15 protein-coding genes are annotated in these 21,945 nt (G+C 73.8%); 13 read left to right on the top strand and 2 right to left on the bottom strand.

The features are described from left to right. Positions 1-69: 69 nt before the first annotated feature. The 13 genes from pstC (at position 70) to E4623_RS22900 (ending at position 19,525) form a co-directional block, all read left to right on the top strand. Positions 70-1,095: a phosphate ABC transporter permease subunit PstC gene (gene pstC, locus E4623_RS02260; protein WP_245154791.1), complete on the top strand. Its 1,026-nt coding sequence runs from the start codon at positions 70-72 to the stop codon at positions 1,093-1,095. Then, the gene (gene pstA, locus E4623_RS02255) at positions 1,095-2,300 is read left to right on the top strand and encodes a phosphate ABC transporter permease PstA (RefSeq protein ID WP_134764883.1); all 1,206 of its coding nucleotides are present in this window, start codon (positions 1,095-1,097) and stop codon (positions 2,298-2,300) included. Before pstC ends, pstA begins: the two co-directional genes overlap by 1 nt. Continuing rightward, positions 2,297-4,066, top strand: a complete 1,770-nt coding sequence (locus E4623_RS02250; RefSeq protein ID WP_134764882.1) for a phosphate ABC transporter substrate-binding protein PstS — start codon at positions 2,297-2,299, stop codon at positions 4,064-4,066. Before pstA ends, E4623_RS02250 begins: the two co-directional genes overlap by 4 nt. Then, entirely contained in the window at positions 4,063-6,681 is a 2,619-nt protein-coding gene (locus E4623_RS02245; RefSeq protein WP_134764881.1) for a hypothetical protein, read from the top strand. The genes E4623_RS02250 and E4623_RS02245 overlap by 4 nt, the downstream gene beginning before the upstream one ends. After that, positions 6,678-7,640 carry a class E sortase gene (locus E4623_RS02240; RefSeq protein ID WP_134764880.1) on the top strand — a complete coding sequence of 321 codons (963 nt, stop codon included), beginning with the start codon at positions 6,678-6,680 and terminating at the stop codon, positions 7,638-7,640. Before E4623_RS02245 ends, E4623_RS02240 begins: the two co-directional genes overlap by 4 nt. A gap of 127 nt (positions 7,641-7,767) precedes the next feature. Beyond that, positions 7,768-9,339 carry an Ig-like domain repeat protein gene (locus E4623_RS02235; protein WP_134764879.1) on the top strand — a complete coding sequence of 524 codons (1,572 nt, stop codon included), beginning with the start codon at positions 7,768-7,770 and terminating at the stop codon, positions 9,337-9,339. Between the two features lie 96 nt (positions 9,340-9,435). Further along, on the top strand, positions 9,436-10,263 hold the full coding sequence (locus tag E4623_RS02230) for a phosphate ABC transporter ATP-binding protein (protein WP_134764878.1): 828 nt from the start codon (positions 9,436-9,438) through the stop codon (positions 10,261-10,263). 65 nt (positions 10,264-10,328) lie between these two features. Further along, a complete protein-coding gene (locus E4623_RS02225; RefSeq protein WP_280633625.1) occupies positions 10,329-11,054 on the top strand; it encodes a siderophore-interacting protein in 726 nt (241 codons plus the stop codon). Between the two features lie 203 nt (positions 11,055-11,257). Next, positions 11,258-12,757 carry an exopolysaccharide biosynthesis polyprenyl glycosylphosphotransferase gene (locus E4623_RS02220; RefSeq protein WP_134764877.1) on the top strand — a complete coding sequence of 500 codons (1,500 nt, stop codon included), beginning with the start codon at positions 11,258-11,260 and terminating at the stop codon, positions 12,755-12,757. Beyond that, the gene (locus E4623_RS02215; RefSeq protein WP_134764876.1) at positions 12,757-13,824 is read left to right on the top strand and encodes a glycosyltransferase family 4 protein; all 1,068 of its coding nucleotides are present in this window, start codon (positions 12,757-12,759) and stop codon (positions 13,822-13,824) included. Before E4623_RS02220 ends, E4623_RS02215 begins: the two co-directional genes overlap by 1 nt. Before the next feature lie 129 nt (positions 13,825-13,953). Beyond that, positions 13,954-17,532: a transcription-repair coupling factor gene (gene mfd, locus E4623_RS02210; RefSeq protein ID WP_134764875.1), complete on the top strand. Its 3,579-nt coding sequence runs from the start codon at positions 13,954-13,956 to the stop codon at positions 17,530-17,532. Next, entirely contained in the window at positions 17,529-18,269 is a 741-nt protein-coding gene (locus E4623_RS02205; RefSeq protein WP_134764874.1) for a hypothetical protein, read from the top strand. The genes mfd and E4623_RS02205 overlap by 4 nt, the downstream gene beginning before the upstream one ends. Before the next feature lie 2 nt (positions 18,270-18,271). Further along, positions 18,272-19,525, top strand: coding sequence for a MazG nucleotide pyrophosphohydrolase domain-containing protein (locus E4623_RS22900; RefSeq protein WP_245154789.1), 1,254 nt, complete (start codon positions 18,272-18,274; stop codon positions 19,523-19,525). A 22-nt stretch (positions 19,526-19,547) separates the two neighbouring features. On the opposite strand, the gene E4623_RS02195 is transcribed toward E4623_RS22900, so the two are convergent. Together E4623_RS02195 and E4623_RS02190 are read right to left on the bottom strand one after the other, a co-directional pair. Beyond that, a complete protein-coding gene (locus E4623_RS02195) occupies positions 19,548-20,801 on the bottom strand; it encodes an APC family permease (protein WP_134764873.1) in 1,254 nt (417 codons plus the stop codon). Positions 20,802-20,965: 164 nt separating this feature from the next. Beyond that, on the bottom strand, positions 20,966-21,826 hold the full coding sequence (locus tag E4623_RS02190; protein WP_134764872.1) for a M12 family metallo-peptidase: 861 nt from the start codon (positions 21,824-21,826) through the stop codon (positions 20,966-20,968). Between the last annotated feature and the right edge of the window lie 119 nt (positions 21,827-21,945).

Below are 21,945 nucleotides of genomic sequence, written 5' to 3'. Positions count from 1 at the left end.
CTCGCCGGGTGGACCCCGCGCGGACCAGTCAACGGACCTTTCTTCACCCGAGCGGGGACAGCAACACAGGTGACGACCACACTGCCCGACCTCGACCGCACCGAGCGGTCCGAGGCCGACGACCAGCCGCGCCGGCTCTCGAAGCGCAGCACCGGCGCGGACGCCGTGTTCGTCTGGAGCGTCCGCGTCGTCGGCGCCTCGGTGCTCGTCATCACCGGCGGCGTCGCGATCTTCCTCGGCGCCCAGCTGAAGCCGACGCTGGACCGCTACGGCCTCGCCTTCTTCACCACCCAGGAGTGGTCGCCCGACACCGACGTCGTCGGCATCGCCGCGGTGATGCTCGGGTCGATCGCCATCGGCCTGACCGCGATGGCCATGGCCTTCCCGCTCGCGGTGCTGATGGCGCTCTACGTCAGCGAGTACGCGCCGGCCCGGCTCCGCAGCACGCTGGTCTCGGTGATCGACCTGATGGCCGCCGTGCCGTCGATCGTCTACGGGCTGTGGGCCAAGGACCTGATCATGCCGCACTCGTCGGCGTTCGCCCGCTGGCTGCACCAGAACCTCGGCTGGATCCCGCTCTTCGACGTGCCCGGCACCGACCCGAACGCCGCGATCCCCGACTCCACGCGCTACATCTCCTCGTCGTTCTGCGCCTCGATCGCGGTCGCGATGATGGTGATGCCGATGGCCTGCGCGGTGATGCGGCAGGTCTTCTCGCAGACCCCGCAGGGCGAGAAGGAGGCGGCCCTGGCCCTCGGCGCCACGAAGTGGGGCGTCGTCACCAACGTCGTCCTGCCGTTCGGCCGCGGCGGCATGATCGGCGGGACGATGCTCGGCCTGGGCCGGGCGCTCGGCGAGACGATCGCGGTGCTGCTGATCATCTCGCCGGTCTACGACATCAAGTGGAGCCTCACCGAGATCGGGTCGAGCAGCGTCAGCGCGCTCATCGCCGGCCGGTTCAGCGACGCCTCCGACGCCCAGCTGTCGGCGCTCCTCGCCGCCGGGTTCGCGCTCTTCCTGCTCACCCTCGCCGTGAACACGGTCGCCGCGCTGATCGTGAACCGGAGCCGTTCCGGTGCGGGGGTCGACGCCTGATGACGCTCACCGCGGACACCCCGGACACCACCACCGGGACCACCGGCACCGGCGACGACCCGGCGCCGCGCACCCACCTCCCGTCGTACGACGCCGACGCGCCGCCCCGCGCACCGCGGGCCGGCCTGGGGCGGCGGTCGCCCGACGAGCTGTTCGTCCGGGTCGGCGCGTGGTTCTCGGCCCTGGGCCTGGCGTGGCTGATCACCCAGCGGCTGCTGCCCCTGGAGGGGATCCCCTGGTTCGTCGTCGTCTGGTTCGTCGCGGGTGTCGTCGTCACCGGGGTCGCGACCGCGATGACCGGGACGTCCGTCGACGTCAAGGACCGGGTCGCCGCGGTCGTCGTGCACGGCGCGATGGTGGTCGTGCTCGGAGCGCTGGTGAGCGTGGTCGTGTTCATCGTCCTGCAGGGCTGGCGCCCGCTGACCAACGCCAACTTCTTCGTCGACGACATGAGCGGGGTGGGGCCGCGCGACTCCTTCGACAAGGGCGGCGTCGGCCACGCGATCGCGGGCTCGCTCGTCCAGGTGGGGATCGCCGTCGCGATCACGCTACCGCTCGGCATCGGCACCGCCGTCTTCATGACCGAGGTCGGCGGGCGCTTCGCGCGCATCGTCCGGACCGTCGTGGAGGCGATGACCGCGCTCCCCTCGATCGTGGCGGGACTGTTCATCTACACGGTCTGGATCATCGCGCTCGGCCAGGAGCGCTCGGGCCTGGCCGCGGGCCTGGCGATCTCGGTGATGATGCTGCCGATCATCGCCCGGGCCGCCGACGTCGTGCTCCGGGTCGTGCCCGGCGGTCTGCGGGAGGCGAGCCTCGCGCTCGGCGCCAGCCGGTGGCGCACGGTGTGGCACGTGGTCCTCCCGACCGCACGCCCCGGCCTGGCCACGGCGCTGATCCTCGGTGTCGCCCGCGGGATCGGCGAGACCAGCCCGGTGCTGCTCACCTCGGGCTCGGCGGCCTTCTACAACTCCGACCCGGCGCACGGCTCGATGACCTCGCTCCCGCTGTTCATCTTCGACAGCGTCCGCAGCGGCGACAACGCGCTGATGCAGCGCGGCTACGGCGCCGCCCTCGCGCTGCTGCTCCTCGTCCTCGTCCTCTTCGTCGTGGCGCGTCTCCTCGCGCGGCCCCGCGGCAACCGCCCGACCCTGCGCAGCCGCCTGCGCCGGTCCTCCTCCTCGCGCACCCGGAAGGCCTCATGAACGCCCACCTCCTCCGCCGGCGGGCCGCCACGCTCGTGCTGGCCGCGGTCGCGCTGCTCACCGCCGCCGTCCCGTCGGTCGCCGACGACGCTCGGGACCCGGCTCCGCGCGGATCGGCCCCGACGGCCCGGACGGCCGCGCCCGTCCCGACCGGCCCGTCGACCCCGGCGGTCCCGGCGGCCGGGCGCGCGGCGTACGCGACCATCGAGGGCACCGGCTCGACGTGGTCGAAGATCATGGTCGACCAGTGGATCGCCGACGTCGACTCCAGCGGCATCCGGGTCGTCTACTCCGGCGGAGGCTCGACGAAGGGCCGGCGCGACTTCGCCCTCAACACCAACGACTTCGCCATCTCCGAGATCCCGTTCCAGGGCACCGACGAGGACGGCAACGCCGACACGAGCAACGGACGCGAGTTCGCCTACCTGCCCATCGTGGCCGGCGGCACCGCCTTCACCTACCAGCTCAAGGTCGGCAACGAGCAGGTCAAGAACCTGAGGCTCTCGGGCGAGACGATCGCCAAGATCTTCACCAACCAGATCACCATGTGGAACGACCCCGCGATCCAGGCCGACAACAACGGCCGCGGCTTCCCGGCGATCCCGATCACCCCGGTCGTCCGCTCCGACGGCTCCGGGACGACGGCCCAGCTCACGACCTGGCTCGACAAGGCCTACCCCTCGCACTGGCGTCCGTACTTCGGCAAGTCCGGCCTCACGTCGTACTACCCGCGCAAGGGCCGGATGATCGGCCAGTCGGGCTCGGACCAGGTCATGTCGACGATCAAGGCGGCGACCGGCAACGGCACCATCGGCTACGTCGAGTACTCCTACCCGCGCGAGGCCGGCTACCCCGTGGTGAAGGTGCTCAACAAGGCCGGCTACTACGTCGAGCCGACGGAGTACAACACCGCCGTCGCGCTGACGAAGGCGCGGATCAACACCACCGACAAGAACAACCCGAGCACCTACCTCACCCAGATCCTCGACGGCGTCTACACGAACGCCGACCCGCGCGCGTACCCCATCTCCTCCTACTCCTACATGATCATCCCGACCGGTGCGGGGGACCGGCGACTCGACTCGACGGCGAAGCGGCAGACCCTGGCCGACTTCATGTACTACTCGCTGTGCGGCGGGCAGGACAAGGCCGGCGACTACGGCTACTCGCCGCTGCCGCTCAACCTGGTGCAGGCCGGCTTCGAGCAGCTCGCCAAGCTGAAGAAGGCCGACCCGGCCGTCGTGCTCGACAACCGCGACGTCACCACCTGCGCCAACCCGACCTTCGACGGCACGAACCCCAACAAGAACGTCCTCGCGGAGAAGGCCCCGATGCCCGCGTCCTGCGACAAGCAGGGGGCCGGGCCGTGCGGCACCGAGACCGGGACCGGCGAGCCCAGCACCGACGACCCCGCGGCTCCGTCCACCGACGGCGCCGGACCCGGCACCGGCACCGGCCAGGACGGCGGCGGCACCGGAGCACCCGGCACGGGTCCGGGCGGCGCCGGCCAGGACGCACCGGGAGGCGGAGCCGCACCGGAGCAGGTCGACCCCGAGACCGGCGCCGTCGTCGGCACCGCGGACGCCGGCGGCGCGACGTCGGTCGACGAGATCTACGCGACCTCGACGCTCGTCGACGACCGTCCCATGGACGCCCGGACCTTCGGCTGGGTGGCCGTGGTCGAGCTGCTCGCCCTGGTGCTGGTGCCGGGCATCGTGGTCTCGGTCCTGCGCCGCCGACGCCGCGAGGGGCAGGTCGCGCGATGACCCCCCGGACGCCCCGCTCCCGCCGACGGCCCCTCGCCCTGCTCGGCGCGCTCCTCCTGGCCGCCCTGCTCCTCGCCGTGCCCAACGGCGCCGAGGGCCGGGCCGCCGCCGATCCGGGCGCACCCGGAGCGCCCGCCGGCGGCTACGAGAAGACCCGCACCCTCACCCGGACCTTCGTCGACGCGCAGGGCCAGCCGGTCGTCGACTCGACCTACGACGTCACCGTGAGCGCCGACCAGACCACCGACCTCCGCGGCCGGCAGCGCGTGGAGGTGTCGTGGAGCGGCGCCCGGCCGAGCGCGGGCCGCGCCAGCAACCCCTACGGCGTGGGCGGGCTCCAGCAGGAGTACCCGGTCGTCGTCCTGCAGTGCCGCGGGCGCGACGACGCGACCCTGCCCCTCGACCAGCAGCTGCGTCCCGAGACGTGCTGGACCTCGGCGTACGCCCAGCGCTCGCAGGTGCAGAAGTCGATCGCCGTCGAGTCGACCTGGACCAAGGACCTGTACGCCGACCCGACCGACAAGCAGCGCGTGTCCGGCATGGAGCCGCTGCCCGACGCGACCCTCTGCCCGACCGCCGACACCGAGGGCTTCGCCACCCACCTGACCGAGTTCGTGACGGCCGCGGGGAAGGTCTTCCCGGCGTGCGACGCCGAGCAGATGCCCCCGGAGGCCGCCGTCGGCGGCGCGTTCCCGCCCGCCGAGGTCGCGGCCTTCACCGACCTCGACGGCAACGGGTCGGTGCAGTTCGAGGTCCGCAGCAACGTCGAGAACGAGTCGCTGGGCTGCTCCCACGAGGTCGACTGCTCGATCGTCGTCCTCCCGATCGTCGGCCTCAGCTGCGACCAGGAGGCCGCGGAGCCCACCCGCCTGGACCGCGAGTGCCGCTCGTCCGGCGTCTTCGGGGCCGGGTCCAGCAACTTCACCAACCTCGGGGCCGCGCAGGCCGTCAGCCCGTCCCTGTGGTGGGCGGCGTCGAACTGGCGCCACCGGTTCACCATCCCGATCACCTTCGGCCTGCCGCCCAGCGTGTGCGACGTGCTCGACTCCCGCTCGCCGGTGGGCTTCTACGGCTCCGAGCTGCTCGCCCAGGCCGCGTTGCAGTGGGCCCCGGCGTACTGCCTGGACGAGAAGCGGTTCAAGTTCGAGCTCAACCAGATGTCCGACGTCGCCGGGTTCACCCTGATGCAGGAGGGTCGGGCGCCGGCGGCGGTGGTCTCCTCCGAGCACGAGCGGACCGGGGGACCGGTCGGCTACGCACCGACCGCGCTCACCGGCTTCGGCATCGGCTACGTCGTCGACCGGCCCGACAACGCCGGCGAGTTCACCGACCTCCGGCTGACGCCACGCCTGATCGCCAAGCTGCTCACCCAGAGCTACCTCGGCTCCGACCTCGGGCGCGGGCACCCCGGCATGGCCGACAACCCGCTCGCGATCGTCGAGGACCCCGAGTTCCAGGCGCTCAACCGCGGCCTCAGCACCAACGCCCAGGAGGCGGCGGCCACCCTGCTCGCCCTGTCCGACGACTCCGACGTGATCCAGCAGCTGACCGAGTACATCGCCCAGGACCGCGCCGCGATGGCGTTCGTCAAGGGCAAGCCCGACGAGTCGGGCATGGTCGTCAACCCGAGCTACCGGGGCATCGAGCTCCCGCGCGCCGAGTGGCCGCTGCTCGACACCTACGTCCCGGAGACGCAGGACGTGTGCCGCACCGCCAACCCGGCGGTCTACTTCAACCAGCTCGCCGCTCCCGTGACCCGGCTGCGGCAGGTCGCCGAGGCCGTCCTCGACGGGTGGCCGAACGTGCAGACCCGCTGCGAGCGCGACCCCGCGACCGGCCGCGACAAGACCGGTCGCGTCGACCAGCAGTCCTACGGCTCCCGGTTCATGCTCGGCATCGTCAGCCTCGGCGACGCCGCCCGCTACGGTCTGCGCGTCGCGCGGCTCCAGACCGGACCGGGCACCTTCGTCGCGCCGACCGAGCGGTCGCTCGGCGCCGCGATCGGGATCTCCGAGCAGGCCGGGCCGCGTCGTCCGTTCGCGCTCGACCAGGCCGACGTCGTCCGGAACCGCCAGGCCTACCCCGGCACCATGGTCGTCTACACCGCCGCCAAGACCCGCGGCCTCGAGAAGGACCTCGCCGCCGACGTCGCCTCCTTCATCCGGATCGCGACGACCGAGGGGCAGCGCCAGGGGAGCGCCAACGGACGGCTGCCGGGCGGCTTCGTGCCGATCCGGGCCACCGGGCCGACCGCCAAGCTGCTCACCTCGGCCCGCGAGGTCGCCGCCGCCATCGAGGCGCAGACGCCGAAGCCGGCGGAGCCGACCGAGGAGCCGGACGTCGACGGCGGGACCCCGCCGCCGGGGCAGGCCCCCGCCGAGGAGGACCTGACGCCACCGGCGGACCCCGTGCCGAGCGCGGCACCGACGGCCGCCGCCCCGACCGAGGTGGTGGCCGAGGTGGACGCCGAGGTGGCGCCGACCGCGGCCACGGCCTCGGAGTCGTCCGGGCTGGCCGGCGCGCTCTTCCCGGCCCTGCTCGGGGTGGGTCTGCTCGCGCTGGCCGGCACCGTCGGGTCGCGGTTCTTCGTGCGACCGCCGCGGAGCCTCTCGTGACGCTCACCAGCGACCCGCCCGCCGGCCCGGTGCCCGTCGATGCGCCCGCCGAGGCGCCGGCGACAGCCCCGGGGGCGACCGCCCCGGGCCGTGCGCCGCGCGCGCCCCGGCCACCCAGGCCGCCCGCCGAGGGCGCGCACGCCGTCGTCCAGACCACCCTGGTGATGGTGGCGATCGTCTGCCTCTGGACCTGCGCGCAGGTGCTCGTGCTCAGCGGGATCTCCCAGGACCGCGAGCAGAGCCTGCTCCACGACCGGTTCCGCACCCAGCTGGCCGACCTCACCGCGCCGATCGGCCCCGTCGTGCCCGCGGGCGACCCGGTCGCGCTGCTCAGCGTCCCGGCCATCGGGCTCGAGGAGGTGGTCGTCGAGGGCACCGCGTCCGGCGACCTCCGGGCCGGGCCGGGCCACCGCCGCGACACGGTGCTCCCGGGCCAGGTCGGCGTCTCGCAGGTCTACGGCCGGGCCGGCACCTACGGCGCCCCGTTCCAGCGGCTGACGTCCCTGCAGGTCGGCGACGAGGTCGGCGTCGTCACCGCCCAGGGCGAGCGCACCCTGCGGGTCATCGGCGTCCGGTACGACGGCGACCCGCTCCCGCAGCCGCCGGTCGACGGCGTCGCGCGGCTGACCCTCGTCTCCGCGGTCGGCGACGGCCGGCTGTCGGCGCTGACACCCGACACCACGGTCTACGTCGACGCCGAGACGACCGACGGCGCGCCCGCGCCGGGCGGGCGGCCCGTCGTCCTCCCGGAGTCGGAGCGGGCGATGGCCACCGACGGCGCCGCGCTTCCCCTGCTCGCCCTCTGTCTTGCCCTCCTGCTGGCGCTGACGCTCGGGGTCGTCGCCGCCCGACAACGCTGGTCGGCCGCCCTGGTCTGGGTGCTCGCGAGTCCGCTCGCGCTCGCCCTGGCCTGGTGGACCACGGACACGCTCGTGCGTCTCCTGCCGAACCTGGTCTAGCCGGCCCGCGTCGCTCCATCCGCACGATCCGCACCACCCGCAGCACCGCAGCACCCGCACCACCGCAGCACCCGCACCACTCCTGAACCACCCCAACGCAGCACCATCTCTGAGGAGCTCACTCGTCATGTTCGTACGCAGGTCTCTCGCCGGCGTCCTGTCGGCCACCGTGGTCGGCTCGGCCCTCGTGCTCGTCTCCAGCGGCGCTGCCCACGCAGCCGTCGACCCCGACGACACCGCCTTCACCCCCGTTGCCGCCGACCTCGTCGGCGCCGGCTCCGACACCACCCAGAACGCGCTGTTCCGGCTGGCGAACGCCTACAACGCCACCACGCCGACCCCGGCCAACCGGCTCGCGACCTTCGCCGCCACCGGCGGGGGCGACGTCACCCTCCGCGCCGGCGTCACCATCGCGCGACCGAACGGCTCCGGTGCCGGCAAGGGCCGGCTGTACGGCGCGAACGACACCGCCGAGCTCGACTTCGCCCGCTCCTCCTCCGAGCTCAACGCGGCGGAGGCCAACGCCGGCCTCCAGGCCTTCCCCTTCGCCCTGGACTCCCTCGGCGTCGCGGTGTCCGGCTCCACGGCCTCGAACGCCCCGACCGGCCTGACCGGCGCGCAGATCCTCGGGATCTACAAGGGCGACTTCACGACCTGGAACCAGGTCGGCGGCACGAGCAACGCCACCATCAAGCCGCTCATCCCGCAGGACGGCTCGGGCACCCGGTCGTTCTTCCTCAACGAGCTCAAGGCCCTCAACGGCGGCACCACCGTGACCCTCGGCGTGAACGTCGCCGTCGTGCAGGAGAACGACCCGGCCCCGATCAGGAACGACGCGAACGCCGTCGGCCCGTTCTCCATCGGCCGCGCGGGCCTGCTCGGCACCCAGCTGCGCATCCCGACCGGCTTCAAGGCCGACCGGGCGCTCTACAACGTCGTCCGCGGCACCGACGCCAGCAAGCCCGAGATCACGAAGGTCTTCGGTCCGGCCGGCTTCGTCTGCTCGGACGCCGCCCTCCCGCTCATCGAGGCGGCCGGCTTCAAGCAGCTCGCCACCGCCGAGAACGACGGCGTGTGCGGTGAGGCCACCCAGGCCAAGACGACCGACTTCACCACCAACGAGCCGGTCGCCGCGGTCACGACCCGGACGACGGTCGCCGGCGTCAGCACGGCGGCCCGCACGCTGCGTCTCACCGCCCGCGTCGCCGGGTCCTCCACGCCGGCCGGCACCGTGCAGTTCCTCGCCAACGGCACCGTCCTCGGCTCCGTCGGCCTCAGCGGCGGCACCGCCGTCCTGAGCCGGACCGGCGTCGCGCCCGGCACGTACGCCGTCACCGCCCGCTTCGTGCCTGCCAGCGGGTCGGCCTACGTCGCCTCGCAGGCCGCCGGCAGGGTCACGGTCAAGGCCGCCTCGTCGATCAAGGAGACCTTCCCGGCTTCGGTGGCGAAGAAGGCGAAGGTCGCCAAGGGCGCCGTCACCGTCACGTTCGCCGCGACCTCGACCAAGCCCAGCGGCAAGGTCACGATCAAGGAGGGCGCCAAGACCGTCGGGACCGGCGTGCTGCGCGGCGGCACCGTGACCATCACCCTGAAGCGGGCCAAGGTCGGCGCCGGCCGGAGCACGCTGAAGGTCGTCTACGGCGGCGACGCCAACGGCTTCGGCTCCTCGAAGAGCTTCACCGTCACCTTCAAGAAGTAGCAGCACCCCTTCGGGCCGGGCGGTCGCACCCCGCGGCCGCCCGGCACCGGACCGGACACGAGACAGCCACGAGATCGGACCCCGATGACCAGCCTGATGCCCGCGCAGACCGCGCCCGCCGACCCCGCTCCCGCTCCCGCGAGCCCGGCCCTCGCCGAGATCGAGGGCCGCGAGATCAGCGCGTGGTTCGGCGACCGCAAGGTGCTCGACCGGGTCTCGCTGGTCATGCCGGCCGGCGGCGTCACCGCGCTCATCGGCCCCTCCGGCTGCGGGAAGTCGACCTTCCTGCGGATCCTCAACCGGATGCACGAGCTCGTCCCGTCGGCCGCGCTCGCGGGCGAGGTGCTGCTCGACGGCGAGGACATCTACGACCCCGGCAAGCGGCTCATCGACGCCCGCCGGTCGATCGGCATGGTCTTCCAGAAGCCCAACCCGTTCCCGGCGATGTCGATCCGGGAGAACGTGCTGGCCGGGCTGAAGCTCACCGGCGCCCGGGCCTCGCGCAGCGAGAAGGACGACCTCGTCGAGTCCTGCCTGGTCAAGGGCGGGCTGTGGAACGAGGTCAAGGACCGTCTCGACGCCCCCGGAGGTGGCCTGTCGGGCGGCCAGCAGCAGCGGCTGTGCATCGCGAGGTCGCTGGCGATCAAGCCGCGCGTGCTGCTGATGGACGAGCCCTGCTCCGCGCTCGACCCGACCTCGACCCGGGTCATCGAGGAGACGATGCTCGACCTGGCCCGCGAGGTCACGATCGTCATCGTCACCCACAACATGCAGCAAGCGGCGCGCGTCTCCGACCAGTGCGCGTTCTTCCTGGCCTCCCACGGCACGCCCGGGGTGATCGTCGAGCACGGCGAGACCCAGGCCATGTTCGGGAGCCCCCGCGACCAGCGCACCAGCGACTACGTCAACGGCCGGTTCGGCTGATCCCGCACCTCGTGGGGACCTCGTCGCCCGGACGGCCGTGTGGAGCGGCGACGTAGGTTCGCGGGGTGCCAGGGACGACGACGCTCGACGTGACCGCGACGCAACGACTGACCCCGGGCATGGTCCGGGTCCGGTTCCGCAGCGCCGACCTCTCGGCGTTCGCCGACAGCGTGTTCACCGACCGCTACGTCAAGCTCGTGCTCGGCACCGACGACGCGCCCGTGGTGCGCACCTACACCGTCGTCGAGCCCGACGTCGCCAACCGGACGCTCGCGATCGACTTCGTCGTCCACGGCGACGAAGGTGTCGCCGGGCCGTGGGCCGTGGCGGCGCAGCCCGGTGACCGCGTCGAGGTCCGGGGGCCGGGCGGCGCCTACGCGCCCGACCCGGCCGCCGACTGGCACCTGCTGGCCGGCGACTCCTCGGCGCTGCCGGCGATCCGCGCGGCGCTCGCCGCGCTGCCGTCCCACGCCGTCGGCGACGTCGTCCTCGACGTCCCGGGACCCGAGCACGAGCAGCCGCTCGACGGTCCGGGTGGGGTGCGGGTCACGTGGGTGCGCGGCGGGCTCGAGGCCGCCGTCCGGGCGGTGCCCTGGCGTCCCGGTCGGGTGCACGCGTTCGTGCACGGCGAGGCCCGGTCCGTGATGCACGGCGTGCGGCCCTACCTGCTCCAGGAGCGGGGCGTGCCCCGCGCGGACGCCTCCGTCTCGGGCTACTGGCGGGCCGGTCGCACCGAGGAGGGGTTCCGCGAGTGGAAGTCGCGGCTCGCGGCCTCCGAGTCACCGCGATAGTGCCGCAGGTCACGGTGCTGTGGATCACACGTGACCTGATGTGGGGTCGTCCGTTAATGTTCTGTGTAACCCGTATTTGGATGATGTGTCCAGTGCGGTTCTCAGTTCATGATTCACACGTCCGGCGTCGGCTCGCCGGACGGGCTCCGTTCATCGGGGTTCATCGGGGGATGTAGCCGGCAGGTCCTGGGGGGGATCATCAGATGGCGCAGATGTTCGACGTGTCGGAGCACCATGCTCACTTCGTGGCCCAGCGGGCCCGGACGGCCCACGGGCCGGACGTCCCGCTCGAGCTCGCAGCCGCACCACGGCTCGCAGCGGCACCACGGTTCGCACCCGCACCCGCGCCGCGGCTCGGAGCCCGCATCACCCGCTCCGTGCTGCGGCTGCCGTGGGTCACGCTCCTGGTCAGCTCGCTCGCCGTCCTCCTGACCGCCGTCGCGGTCGGCGCGGACGTGCGGGCCGCCCTCGGCGTGCTCGCGCTGACCTGGGTGCAGGTGCCCGCGGCCCAGCACCGCTCCGGTCCCGCGCCGGCCGCCGTGTCGGCGGCCACGGCGCGTCACCTCGCGCTCGGCACGGCCGTCCTGGTCGTGGCGCTCCACCTGCTCGCCGGAGCCTCGGCCGTCCTCGACGACACCCTGGTCCTCGGAGGGGCGTCCCTCGTGGTCGCCACCGGTGCGGCCGCCCTGGGTGCCCGTCGGGCGCACCCGCCGCGGGTCCTCGTCGTCGGCGACCTCCCGCAGGTGCGCGGCATGATCGCCCGCTGGATCGACGACGGCAGCGTGCGCGTGGTCGGCGGGCTCGCCCTCGGCACCACCCCGGAGTGCGCGGCCGCCGGCCTGGGCGACCTCGGGATCGCCGCGATCGGCACGCTCGACGACGTCGTCGAGCACGTGCGCCGCCACCCCACCGACCTCGTCGTCGTCGCGCCCGGGGTCGTCGTGACCCCCGACGACCTGCGGCGCCTCTCGTGGAACCTGCAGGCCACCGAGACCCGGCTCGCCGTGGTCAGCGCCACCGACGACGTCGCCCCGCACCGCATCGTGGTCACGGCCGTCGGCGGCTCGACCGTCGAGCTCGTCGCCGCCCCGGGCGGCAGCACCACCTACGCCCTCGCGAAGACCGTCGCCGACCGCGTGCTCGCCGCCGCCCTGGTGGTCGCGGTCTCGCCCGTGCTGCTCGTCGCCGCGCTCGCCATCCGACTCGACTCGGCCGGACCGGCCCTGTTCCGCCAGGTCCGGGTCGGGCGAGACGGCGTCCCGTTCACGATGTACAAGCTGCGCACCATGACGACCGAGGCCGAGCACCTCCGCGCCGAGCTCGAGGGGCAGGACGACGGCAACGGCGTCCTGTTCAAGCTGCACCGCGACCCGCGCGTCACCCGGGTCGGCCGCCTGCTCCGGAGCTCCTCGCTCGACGAGCTGCCGCAGCTGCTCAACGTCGTCCTGGGCGAGATGTCGCTGGTCGGCCCGCGGCCCGCGCTGCCCCAGGAGGTCGCCTGCTTCACCGAGGGCGAGCGGCGCCGGCTCGCGGTCAAGCCCGGGATCACCGGACTGTGGCAGGTGAGCGGCCGGTCGCTGCTGAGCCGGGAGCGCTCGATGCGACTCGACACCGGCTACGTCGACAACGGCCGGGCCGTCGCGGACATCTCGATCCTGCTGCGCACCGTGACCGCGGTGGCCTCCCGGAGGGGCGCTTTCTGATGCGCGTCCTCCACGTCGGCGGCATCGACCACCGACGGGGGCTTCGCGACCGGTACCTCCTCGACCTGGTCCTCGCGCAACGCACGGCCGGTCACGACGTCGACGACCTCGCCGACCCCACCGCCGCCGTGGTGGGGGTGCTCCACCGCACGAGGCCCGACGTCGTGCACCTGCACCACGCGCCGGTGCCGTCGCTCCTGGCCGCTGCGGCGGCGGCGTCGGCGGCAGGAGTGCCGACCGTCCTGACCCTCGACCACGACCTCGCGCCGCCCGACCCGGCCGGGGTCGCCGCGACCCCCGACCACCGGGTCCCGCTCCGCAGCCCGGCCGGGACCCCTCGGCCGCTCGCGGCGCCCGTCCGGCCCGGCTGGACTGCGGGGCTCGGGCAGGTCGACGTGCTGGTCTGCGCGAGCGAGGCCCAGCGCCGCGCCCTGGCGCAGCGCGGTCTCGACCCGGTCCGGCTCGTGCCCCTCGACACCGCCATCGACGTCGACGCCGTCGCGCCTGCGCGCCGGCCGGGGCACGGGGTCCTGTACGCGGGCCGGATCGGTCACGACGACGGACTCGACGTACTGGTCGACGCCGTGCGCCACCTGCCCCGGGGCCTGCCGGTGACGATCGCCGGCGACGGCCCCGCGCGCGCGGGGCTCGAGCGCCAGGCCGCCGAGGTGGTGCCCGGCCGCGTCACCTTCCGGGCCCGCCTCGACGAGGCCGAGCGGCACCAGCGGATGCGCGACGCCGCGGTCGTCGTGGTGCCCGCGCGGGCCGACGAGTTCCGTCCCAGGGTGCTCCTCGAGGCGTTCAGCGCCGCTCGACCCGTGGTCGCCACCCGGACCAGCGGCCTGTCCGAGCTGGTCGACGACGGCGTCACCGGTGCCCTCGTCGAGCCCGACGACCCCCACGCGCTGGCCGAGGCGCTGCGGATCCTCACGATGGACCCGGCGGTGGCCTTCCAACAGGGTCGCGAGGCCCGCCGCCGGGCCGAGGAGCGCTTCGCGCTCGCCGGCCACGTCGCCGCCCTCGACCGGATCTACGCGGCGGCGCTCTCGCGACGCCACGTCGCCTGACGCCGCGGGTCTGCCCCCGGGCCGGCGCGCGGCGGACTCGTCGGTGCCACGGCCTATCCTTCAGAGAGGTCCCCCTCTCGAGTCCGGGCGGGGGCGTTCGTGCTGCTCATCGATCCTCGGAGACCACCCGTGTCGCTGCCCGCCCTGGCCCGCCTCGTCCTGGCGACGCCGCCGTACGCCGCCCTGTCGCACCGGGCGCGCGACGCCGCGGCGGGCGACGCGACCCTCGACCTCACCGGCCCGGCCGCGCTCCGCCCCTTCGTGACGTCGGCGCTGGTCGCGGCCGACCGGACGGTGCTGGTCGTCACCGCGACCACCCGCGAGGCCGAGGAGCTCACCGCCGAGCTCGGCGACCTCGTCGGACCCGAGGTCGTCGCGCACTACCCCAGCTGGGAGACGCTGCCGCACGAGCGGCTCAGCCCCCGCAGCGACACCGTCGGCAAGCGCCTGGCGGTGCTGCGCCGGCTGGTGCACCCCGGCGACGACGTCAGCAACGGTCCGCTCCGGGTCGTCGTGGCGCCGGTCCGGTCGGTCCTCCAGCCGCAGGTGAAGGGGCTGGCCGACCTCGAGCCGGTCGAGCTCTCCGTCGGCGACACCGTCGGGCACGACGCGCTGGTCCGGCGTCTCGCCGACGCCGCCTACTCCCGTGTCGACCTGGTCGAGCGGCGCGGCGAGTTCGCCGTCCGTGGCGGCATCGTCGACGTGTTCCCGCCGACCGAGGAGCACCCGCTGCGCGTCGAGCTGTGGGGCGACGACGTCGAGGAGATCCGCTCGTTCTCGGTGGCCGACCAGCGCACGCTCGACAAGGTCGACCGCCTCTGGGCGCCGCCGTGCCGCGAGCTGCTGCTGACCGAGCAGGTGCGGGCCCGCGCGGCCGACCTGGGGCGTGCCCACCCCCAGCTCCTCGAGCTCACCGACAAGATCGCCGCCGGCATCGCCACCGAGGGCATGGAGTCGCTGGCCCCGGTGCTGGTCGACGACATGGAGCTGCTCGTCGACCTCCTGCCGGCGACCACCCACGTCCTGGTCGTCGACCCCGAGCGGGTCCGCAGCCGCGCCCACGACCTCGTCGCGACCAGCGAGGAGTTCCTCGGCGCGAGCTGGGCGGCCGCCGCGAGCGGTGGCACCGCCCCGATCGACCTGGGCGCGGCCTCGTACCGCTCGATCGGCGACGTGCGCGAGCTGACCCTGGCCGCCGGTCGTGCCTGGTGGACGCTGAGCCCGTTCGGGCTCGGCGGCGCCGGCGGGGACGACGCCGGCGCCGACACCGCGATCGGGCGTCTCGACAGCGACGTCACCCTGACGGCGTCGCCGGTCCCGCCCTACCACGGTGACGTCGAGCGGGCGATGGACGACCTGGCCCGCTGGAGCGGCGAGGGCTACCACGTCGTCGCCGTCCACCCCGGCCACGGACCGGCCCAGCGGATGGTCGAGGTGCTGGGCGAGCGCGACGTCCCGGCCCGGCTCGTCGAGCCGACCGACGCGGTCGACGCCGCCGTCGTCTCGGTCACCTGCGGGTCCCTGACCCACGGGTTCGTCGACGACCAGGCGCGGATCGCCGTCGTCACCAGCGAGGACGTCTCGGGCCAGAAGGCCTCCACGCGCGACATGCGCAAGATGCCGGCGCGACGCAAGAAGCAGATCGACCCGCTCGAGCTGGAGGCCGGCGACCACGTCGTCCACGAGCAGCACGGCGTCGGGCGCTTCGTGGAGATGAAGCAGCGCGCGGTGCAGGGCGCCACCCGCGAGTACCTCGTCCTCGAGTACGGCGCCAGCAAGCGCGGCGCCCCGCCCGACCGGCTCTACGTGCCGGCCGACGCCCTCGACCAGGTCACCCGCTACGTCGGCGGCGAGCAGCCCAGCCTCGACCGGCTCGGTGGCGCCGACTGGACCAAGCGCAAGAACCGCGCCCGCAAGGCGGTCCGCGAGATCGCGGCCGAGCTCATCAAGCTGTACGCCGCGCGCCAGGCCACCAAGGGCTACGCCTTCGGGCCCGACACCCCGTGGCAGCGCGAGCTCGAGGACGCCTTCCCGTTCACCGAGACCCCCGACCAGCTGAGCACCGTCGAGGAGGTCAAGTCCGACATGCGCCAGGTCGTGCCGATGGACCGGCTCATCTGCGGCGACGTCGGCTACGGCAAGACCGAGATCGCGGTGCGCGCGGCCTTCAAGGCGGTCCAGGACGGCAAGCAGGTCGCCGTCCTGGTGCCGACCACGCTGCTCGTGACCCAGCACCTGAGCACGTTCACCGAGCGGATGAGCGGCTTCCCGGTCGTCATCAAGGGGCTGAGCCGGTTCCAGACCGACAAGGAGGCCAGGGAGGTCTCCGCCGGCCTGGCCGAGGGCAGCATCGACATCGTCGTCGGCACCCACCGGCTGCTCAACCCCGACATCCGGATGAAGGACCTCGGGCTGATCATCGTCGACGAGGAGCAGCGCTTCGGTGTCGAGCACAAGGAGCAGATGAAGCGGCTGCGCACGTCGGTCGACGTGCTCAGCATGAGCGCGACGCCGATCCCGCGGACGCTCGAGATGTCCATCACCGGCATCCGCGAGATGTCGACGATCACCACGCCGCCCGAGGAGCGGCACCCGGTGCTCACCTACGTCGGCGGCTACGAGGACCGGCAGGTCACCGCCGCCGTCCGGCGCGAGCTGCTGCGCGACGGCCAGGTCTTCTACATCCACAACCGGGTCAGCTCGATCGAGAAGGCCGCCGCCCGGATCCGCGAGCTGGTGCCCGAGGCGCGGGTCGCGGTGGCGCACGGGCAGATGAACGAGAAGCTGCTCGAGCAGGTGATGCTCGACTTCTGGGAGAAGACCTTCGACGTCCTGGTGTGCACGACCCTGGTCGAGTCGGGCCTCGACGTGTCGAACGCCAACACGATGATCATCGAGCGGGCCGACACCCTCGGCCTGTCGCAGCTGCACCAGCTGCGCGGCCGGGTCGGGCGCTCGCGCGAGCGGGCCTACGCCTACTTCCTCTACCCGCCCGAGAAGCCGCTCACCGAGACCGCGCACGAGCGGCTCGCGACGCTGGCCCAGCACTCCGACCTCGGCGGGGGCATGGCGATCGCGATGAAGGACCTCGAGATCCGCGGCGCCGGCAACCTGCTCGGTGGCGAGCAGTCGGGGCACATCGCCGACGTCGGGTTCGACCTCTACGTCCGCCTGGTCGGCGAGGCGGTCAACGAGTTCAAGGGCACCCCGGACGCCGACCAGGGACTCAACGAGGTCCGCATCGAGCTGCCCGTCGACGCGCACCTCCCGCACGACTACATCGAGAGCGAGCGGCTGCGCCTGGAGATGTACCGCCGCCTCGCCGAGGTGCGCAGCGACGACGACGTAGACGTGCTGGCGGAGGAGATGGTCGACCGCTACGGGGAGCCGCCGGTCGAGGTGCTGTCGCTGCAGCTGGTCGCCCGGTTCCGTGCGCGGGCCCGGCAGGCCGGCATCGGCGAGGTCACCATCGCCGGGCGCAACGTGCGGTTCGCGCCGGTCGTGCTGCCGGAGTCGCGCACCGTGCGGCTCGGCCGCCTCTACCCGAAGTCGATCGTCAAGCACGCCGTCGACACCGTGCTCGTGCCGCGACCGGGCACGCCGGGCGCCACCGGGCGCCCGCTCGAGGGGATCGCCCTGCTTGAATGGGCGAGGGGCGTCATCGACAGCGTCCTGGACCCGAAGCCCACGCAGGAGTCGTCATCGTGAGTCGCCCGACGCGCCGTACCGGCGTCCGCCCGTCGTTGCTCGCCCTCGCGGCGAGCCTGACCGCCGCCGCCCTGCTCTCCGGGTGCGGCGTCTCCGACGGCGACCTCCGTCCGGGCGTCGCCGTCTCCGCCGACGGCACCGACGTCTCGCTCACCGACGTCGACGAGGCCACCGAGGCCGTGTGCTCCTACCTCGGCTCCGGCGAGGTCGAGCAGTTCACGCCGTTCCCGCGCGCCATCCAGCGCCAGACCACGGCCACCGTGCTGCTCCAGGAGGTCGCGCTGCGCGCGCTCATGAGCGAGCAGGACCTCGCGCTCCCCGACGACTACGGGCAGACCCTCTCCGACCTCCAGGCCCAGTTCGCCGACCTCGACGACGACGTCCGCGACGAGGTCGTCGACTACGCCACCACCAACACCTACGTCGGCGCCGCGGCCTCCGCGGTCGGCCTCGCCGCGTTCGAGGCGGAGGACTCCGCCCCCGGCTCCGCCGACATCGTCCAGCAGCGCGGCCTGACCGCCGCCGCCGCCTGGCTGGAGGACCACGACGCCGTCGTCAACCCGGTGCTGGGCCTGGCCCTCACCGAGTCGGGCCCCGTGCCCACCGACGACGACGTGTCGGTCGCTGCGAGCGACCGGGCCGTGGCCGGCGTCCTCGACCTCGAGGACCCCGCCGTCACCGAGAAGATCGCGGGACTCGTGGCCACGCTGCCCGCCGAGCAGGTGTGCGGCGCCTGACCGTGCCGGACACCGGAGCGCTGCTCGAGCTCCTCGAGGTGATGCGACGGCTGCGGGCCGAGTGCCCCTGGAAGGCCCGGCAGACCCACCGCTCGCTGGTGCGCTACCTCGTCGAGGAGCTGCACGAGACCGTCGACGCCATCGAGTCGGGCACGCCCGACGACCTGCGTGAGGAGCTCGGCGACCTGCTGCTCCAGGTCTACTTCCACGCGGTCGTCGCGGAGGAGAACGGCGACTTCACCCTCGACGACGTCGCCGCCGGCATCGTGGAGAAGATGCGCCGGCGCAACCCGCACGTGTTCGCACCGGACGACGTCGAGGTGCCGGCCGACGCGGCCGCGGTCAACGAGCTGTGGGAGTCGGTCAAGGCGGCCGAGAAGCGACGAGACTCCGTCACCGACGGTCTCGCGCCCACCCTGCCCGCGCTGCTGTACGCCGACAAGGTGATCGACCGGCTCGGCCGGACCGACGCGCCGACCGCCCTCGCGGCCCCGGTCCTGCTGCTCGTGCCGAGCCCGCTCCTCGGACCGGCGACCTGGGCGCCGGTGGCCTGGTGGCTGCGGGGCGCCGGCCACGACGTCGAGGTGGTCGACCTCGGCGACGCACCGCGGACGCCGTCCGCCGTGGTGGCAGCGGTGGTGTCGGCGGCGGCCGGGCGGCCCGTCGTCCTGGTGCCGCACAGCAACGCCGGCCTGTACGCCCCGCACCTCGCGACGCTGCTCGACGTCCGCGCGACGGTCTACGTCGACGCCGCCCTGCCGACGTCGGGCCCGACGGCGCCGCTCGCGCCGCCGGCCCTGCTCGCGATGCTCACCTCGCTCGCGGACGACGGTGTCGTGCCGGTCTGGACGCAGTGGTGGGGTGACGTCGACCGGCTGTTCCCGGACGTGGCGTCGCGCGCCGCGGTCGAGGCCGAGCAGGTGCGCGTGCCGCTGGCCTACTTCCACGAGCACGTCCCGGTCCCGGCCGACTGGGCCCGGGCGCCGTCCGCCTACCTCTCCCTCGGCGACACCTACGCCGACGAGCGGAGCCTCGCGCGCGCCTCCGGCTGGCCCGTCCGCACCCTCGACGGCACCCACCTGCACGCCCTGCACGACCCGGCCGGCGTCGGTGCCGCGGTCTCCGGGCTGCTCGACGACCTGCTCGGCTCTCGCACGGGCGAGCGGCTGCTCGACGTGGTGCGCGACGGCCACGCCGGCGGCGTGGACCCCGAGCAGGCGCTGCGCGACGCCGTGCGGCGGTTGCTGGGTCGCTGAGGTCGCGGGTCCGGCCTCGGGGTCACGGCGCCCGCCGGTCCAGACGCAGGCGGACGAGGCGGCCGGCGACCCCGACGGCGATGACGGCCAGTCCGGCGACGACGGCCGGCACCGGGAGCGCGGCGGCGAGGACCAGGCAGCCGAGGAGACCCGTGACGTTGAGGGCGCGTGGCCAGCGACGTGCGGCGAGGGGCTGGCGCAGGGCGGCGAGGTTGGCGACGGCGTAGTAGACGAGGACGCCGAAGGAGGAGAAGCCGATCGCGCCGCGGAGGTCGGCGACCAGCACGAGGACGACGACCGCGGCGCCGACGACGAGCTGGGCGTGGTGGGGGACCCGGTGCCGGGGGTGGACGACGGCGAGCCGCGACGGGAGGTCGCGCTCGCGGGCCATCGCCAGCGTCGTGCGTCCGATGCCGGCGAGGAGGGCCAGCAGCGCGCCGAGCGAGGCGGCGGCGGCACCGACCCGGACCACCGGTCCGGCCCAGGGCGCGCCGGCCGCGGTCACGGCCGCCGCCACCGGCTCACCGGACCCGGCGAGTCCCTCGCCGAGGACGTGCAGCAGGGCGACCCCGACCACGGCGTAGAGGGTGACGACGATCCCCAGCGCCACGAGCACCGCCCGGCCGAGCGTCGCCGGCGTGCGGACCTCCTCGGCGAGCGTGGCGATCCGGGCGTAGCCGGCGAAGGCGAAGAAGAGCAGGCCGGCCGCCTGCAGCACCCCGAGGACGCCGCCGGTCGCCGTCCACCGTCCGGCCGACGGGGCCGCGTCGCCGCCGGCCATCACGACGAGGGCGACCACGAGGGTGGCAGCGGTCAGGCCGAGCAGGACCCGGGCGACGAGGGCGGTCCGAGTGATGCCGCGCACGGTGGCGACCGTCAGCACGACCACGGCGGCCACGGCGGCGAGGCGGCGCACCCACTCCTCGCCCGGGACGGCGTACGCGGCGAAGGTCATCGCCATCGCCGCGCACGACGCGGTCTTGCCGACGACGAACCCCCAGCCCGCGACGAAGCCCCACCACGGTCCGAGCACCTCGCGGCCGAACAGGTAGGTGCCGCCCGAGGCCGGGTACGCCGACGCCAGCTGGGCCGACGCCACCGCGTTGCAGGCGGCGACGACGGCGGCCAGCGCCAGCCCGGCGAGGAGCAGCGACCCGGCGGCCTCGGCCGCCGGGGCGAAGACCGAGAACACCCCGGCCCCGATCATCGCCGTCAGCCCGACGACGACGGCGTCCCCCGTGCCGAGGCGGCGGGCGAGGGTGGGCTGGTCGGTCACCGGGCCATCATCCTCACCGGCGCCTCGTCACCCGCACGACGGCCCGGCGACCCCTCGGTCGCCGGGGGAGGAACGGGCCGGTGGTGACCCGCCCCGGACGCACCGGACCCCGGCGAGCGCCGCTCGCCGGGGTCCGGGTGGTCCGTGCCAGGACGGCAGGGAGGTCAGTAGACCTCCTTCACACCCTCGGCGTCGAGCGCGGAGAAGGTGAGGTCGTCGGAGCTGCCGTTGCACTGGGGGTAGTGCATGATCGAGGCCGAGTCGTACGGGGTGAGCGGGCGCCAGTTGGAGTCCTCGAAGCAGGTGCCGGACTCCGGACGGGTGTGCTCGTGGCGGAAGCCCAGGGTGTGGCCGAGCTCGTGGGCCATGATGTTGACCGGGTCCCAGCCGGAGCTGACGAGCGAGTCGGGGTTCACGAGCACGTTCATCTCGTAGTCCGAGGAGCTCGGGAAGAACGCGCGGGCGATGAACGAGGTGTCGGACGTCGGCTCGACGGAGAACAGCACGTCGTCGTTGCCGGTGGTGCAGTCGGCGTCGGCCGAGGGGTCGTGGACGAAGTCGATCGTGCTCGCCTCGGCCTCCCAGATCCCGGCCCCGGAGGCCATCGCGTCGACCACGGTGGCCTTGTCGGCGCCGAAGGCGTCGCTGACGCAGTAGCTCAGGTTGCCGGCCTCGGCCGCGGTCCAGAGGTCGTCCCCCGACGGACCCTGGTTGACGACGAGGCTCGTGGAGCCGTCCTGGGCCGGACCGCCGTCGGCGATCATCCGGTCGTAGTAGCGCCGCAGCTCGGCGCGGTCCGACAGTGCCTCGTCGCCGTTGACGATGTAGAGGCCCTTGTCGTCGCGGTGGGTCGTGGCGGCGAACTCCTCGAACGACGGGGGGTTCTCCTGCTTCACCGTGCCACCGGACCCTTCGGCTCCGCCCTCGGCGCCGGACGCCGTCGGCAGCACGCCACCGCCCAGGCCGGCGGCGACGACCGCGGCGGCAGCCAGCGTGATCTGGAAGGGGCGACGGGAGTGCTGCATGGTTGTCTCCTGGTGGGTTCGTCCATGTCGTCACTCGTCCAGTGCTCCGGACGAGGTCGCCCCACCGTGTCGGTCGGGGTGGGGGTCCGGTAACCGGGCTAACCCTTGCGACCTCCCTA

This window comes from Nocardioides sp. 1609 (genome assembly GCF_004522105.1).
Lineage (GTDB): Bacteria > Actinomycetota > Actinomycetes > Propionibacteriales > Nocardioidaceae > Nocardioides.
Note: the sequence above shows the minus strand (reverse complement) of the source record. Positions and strands in the feature narration are given on the sequence as shown.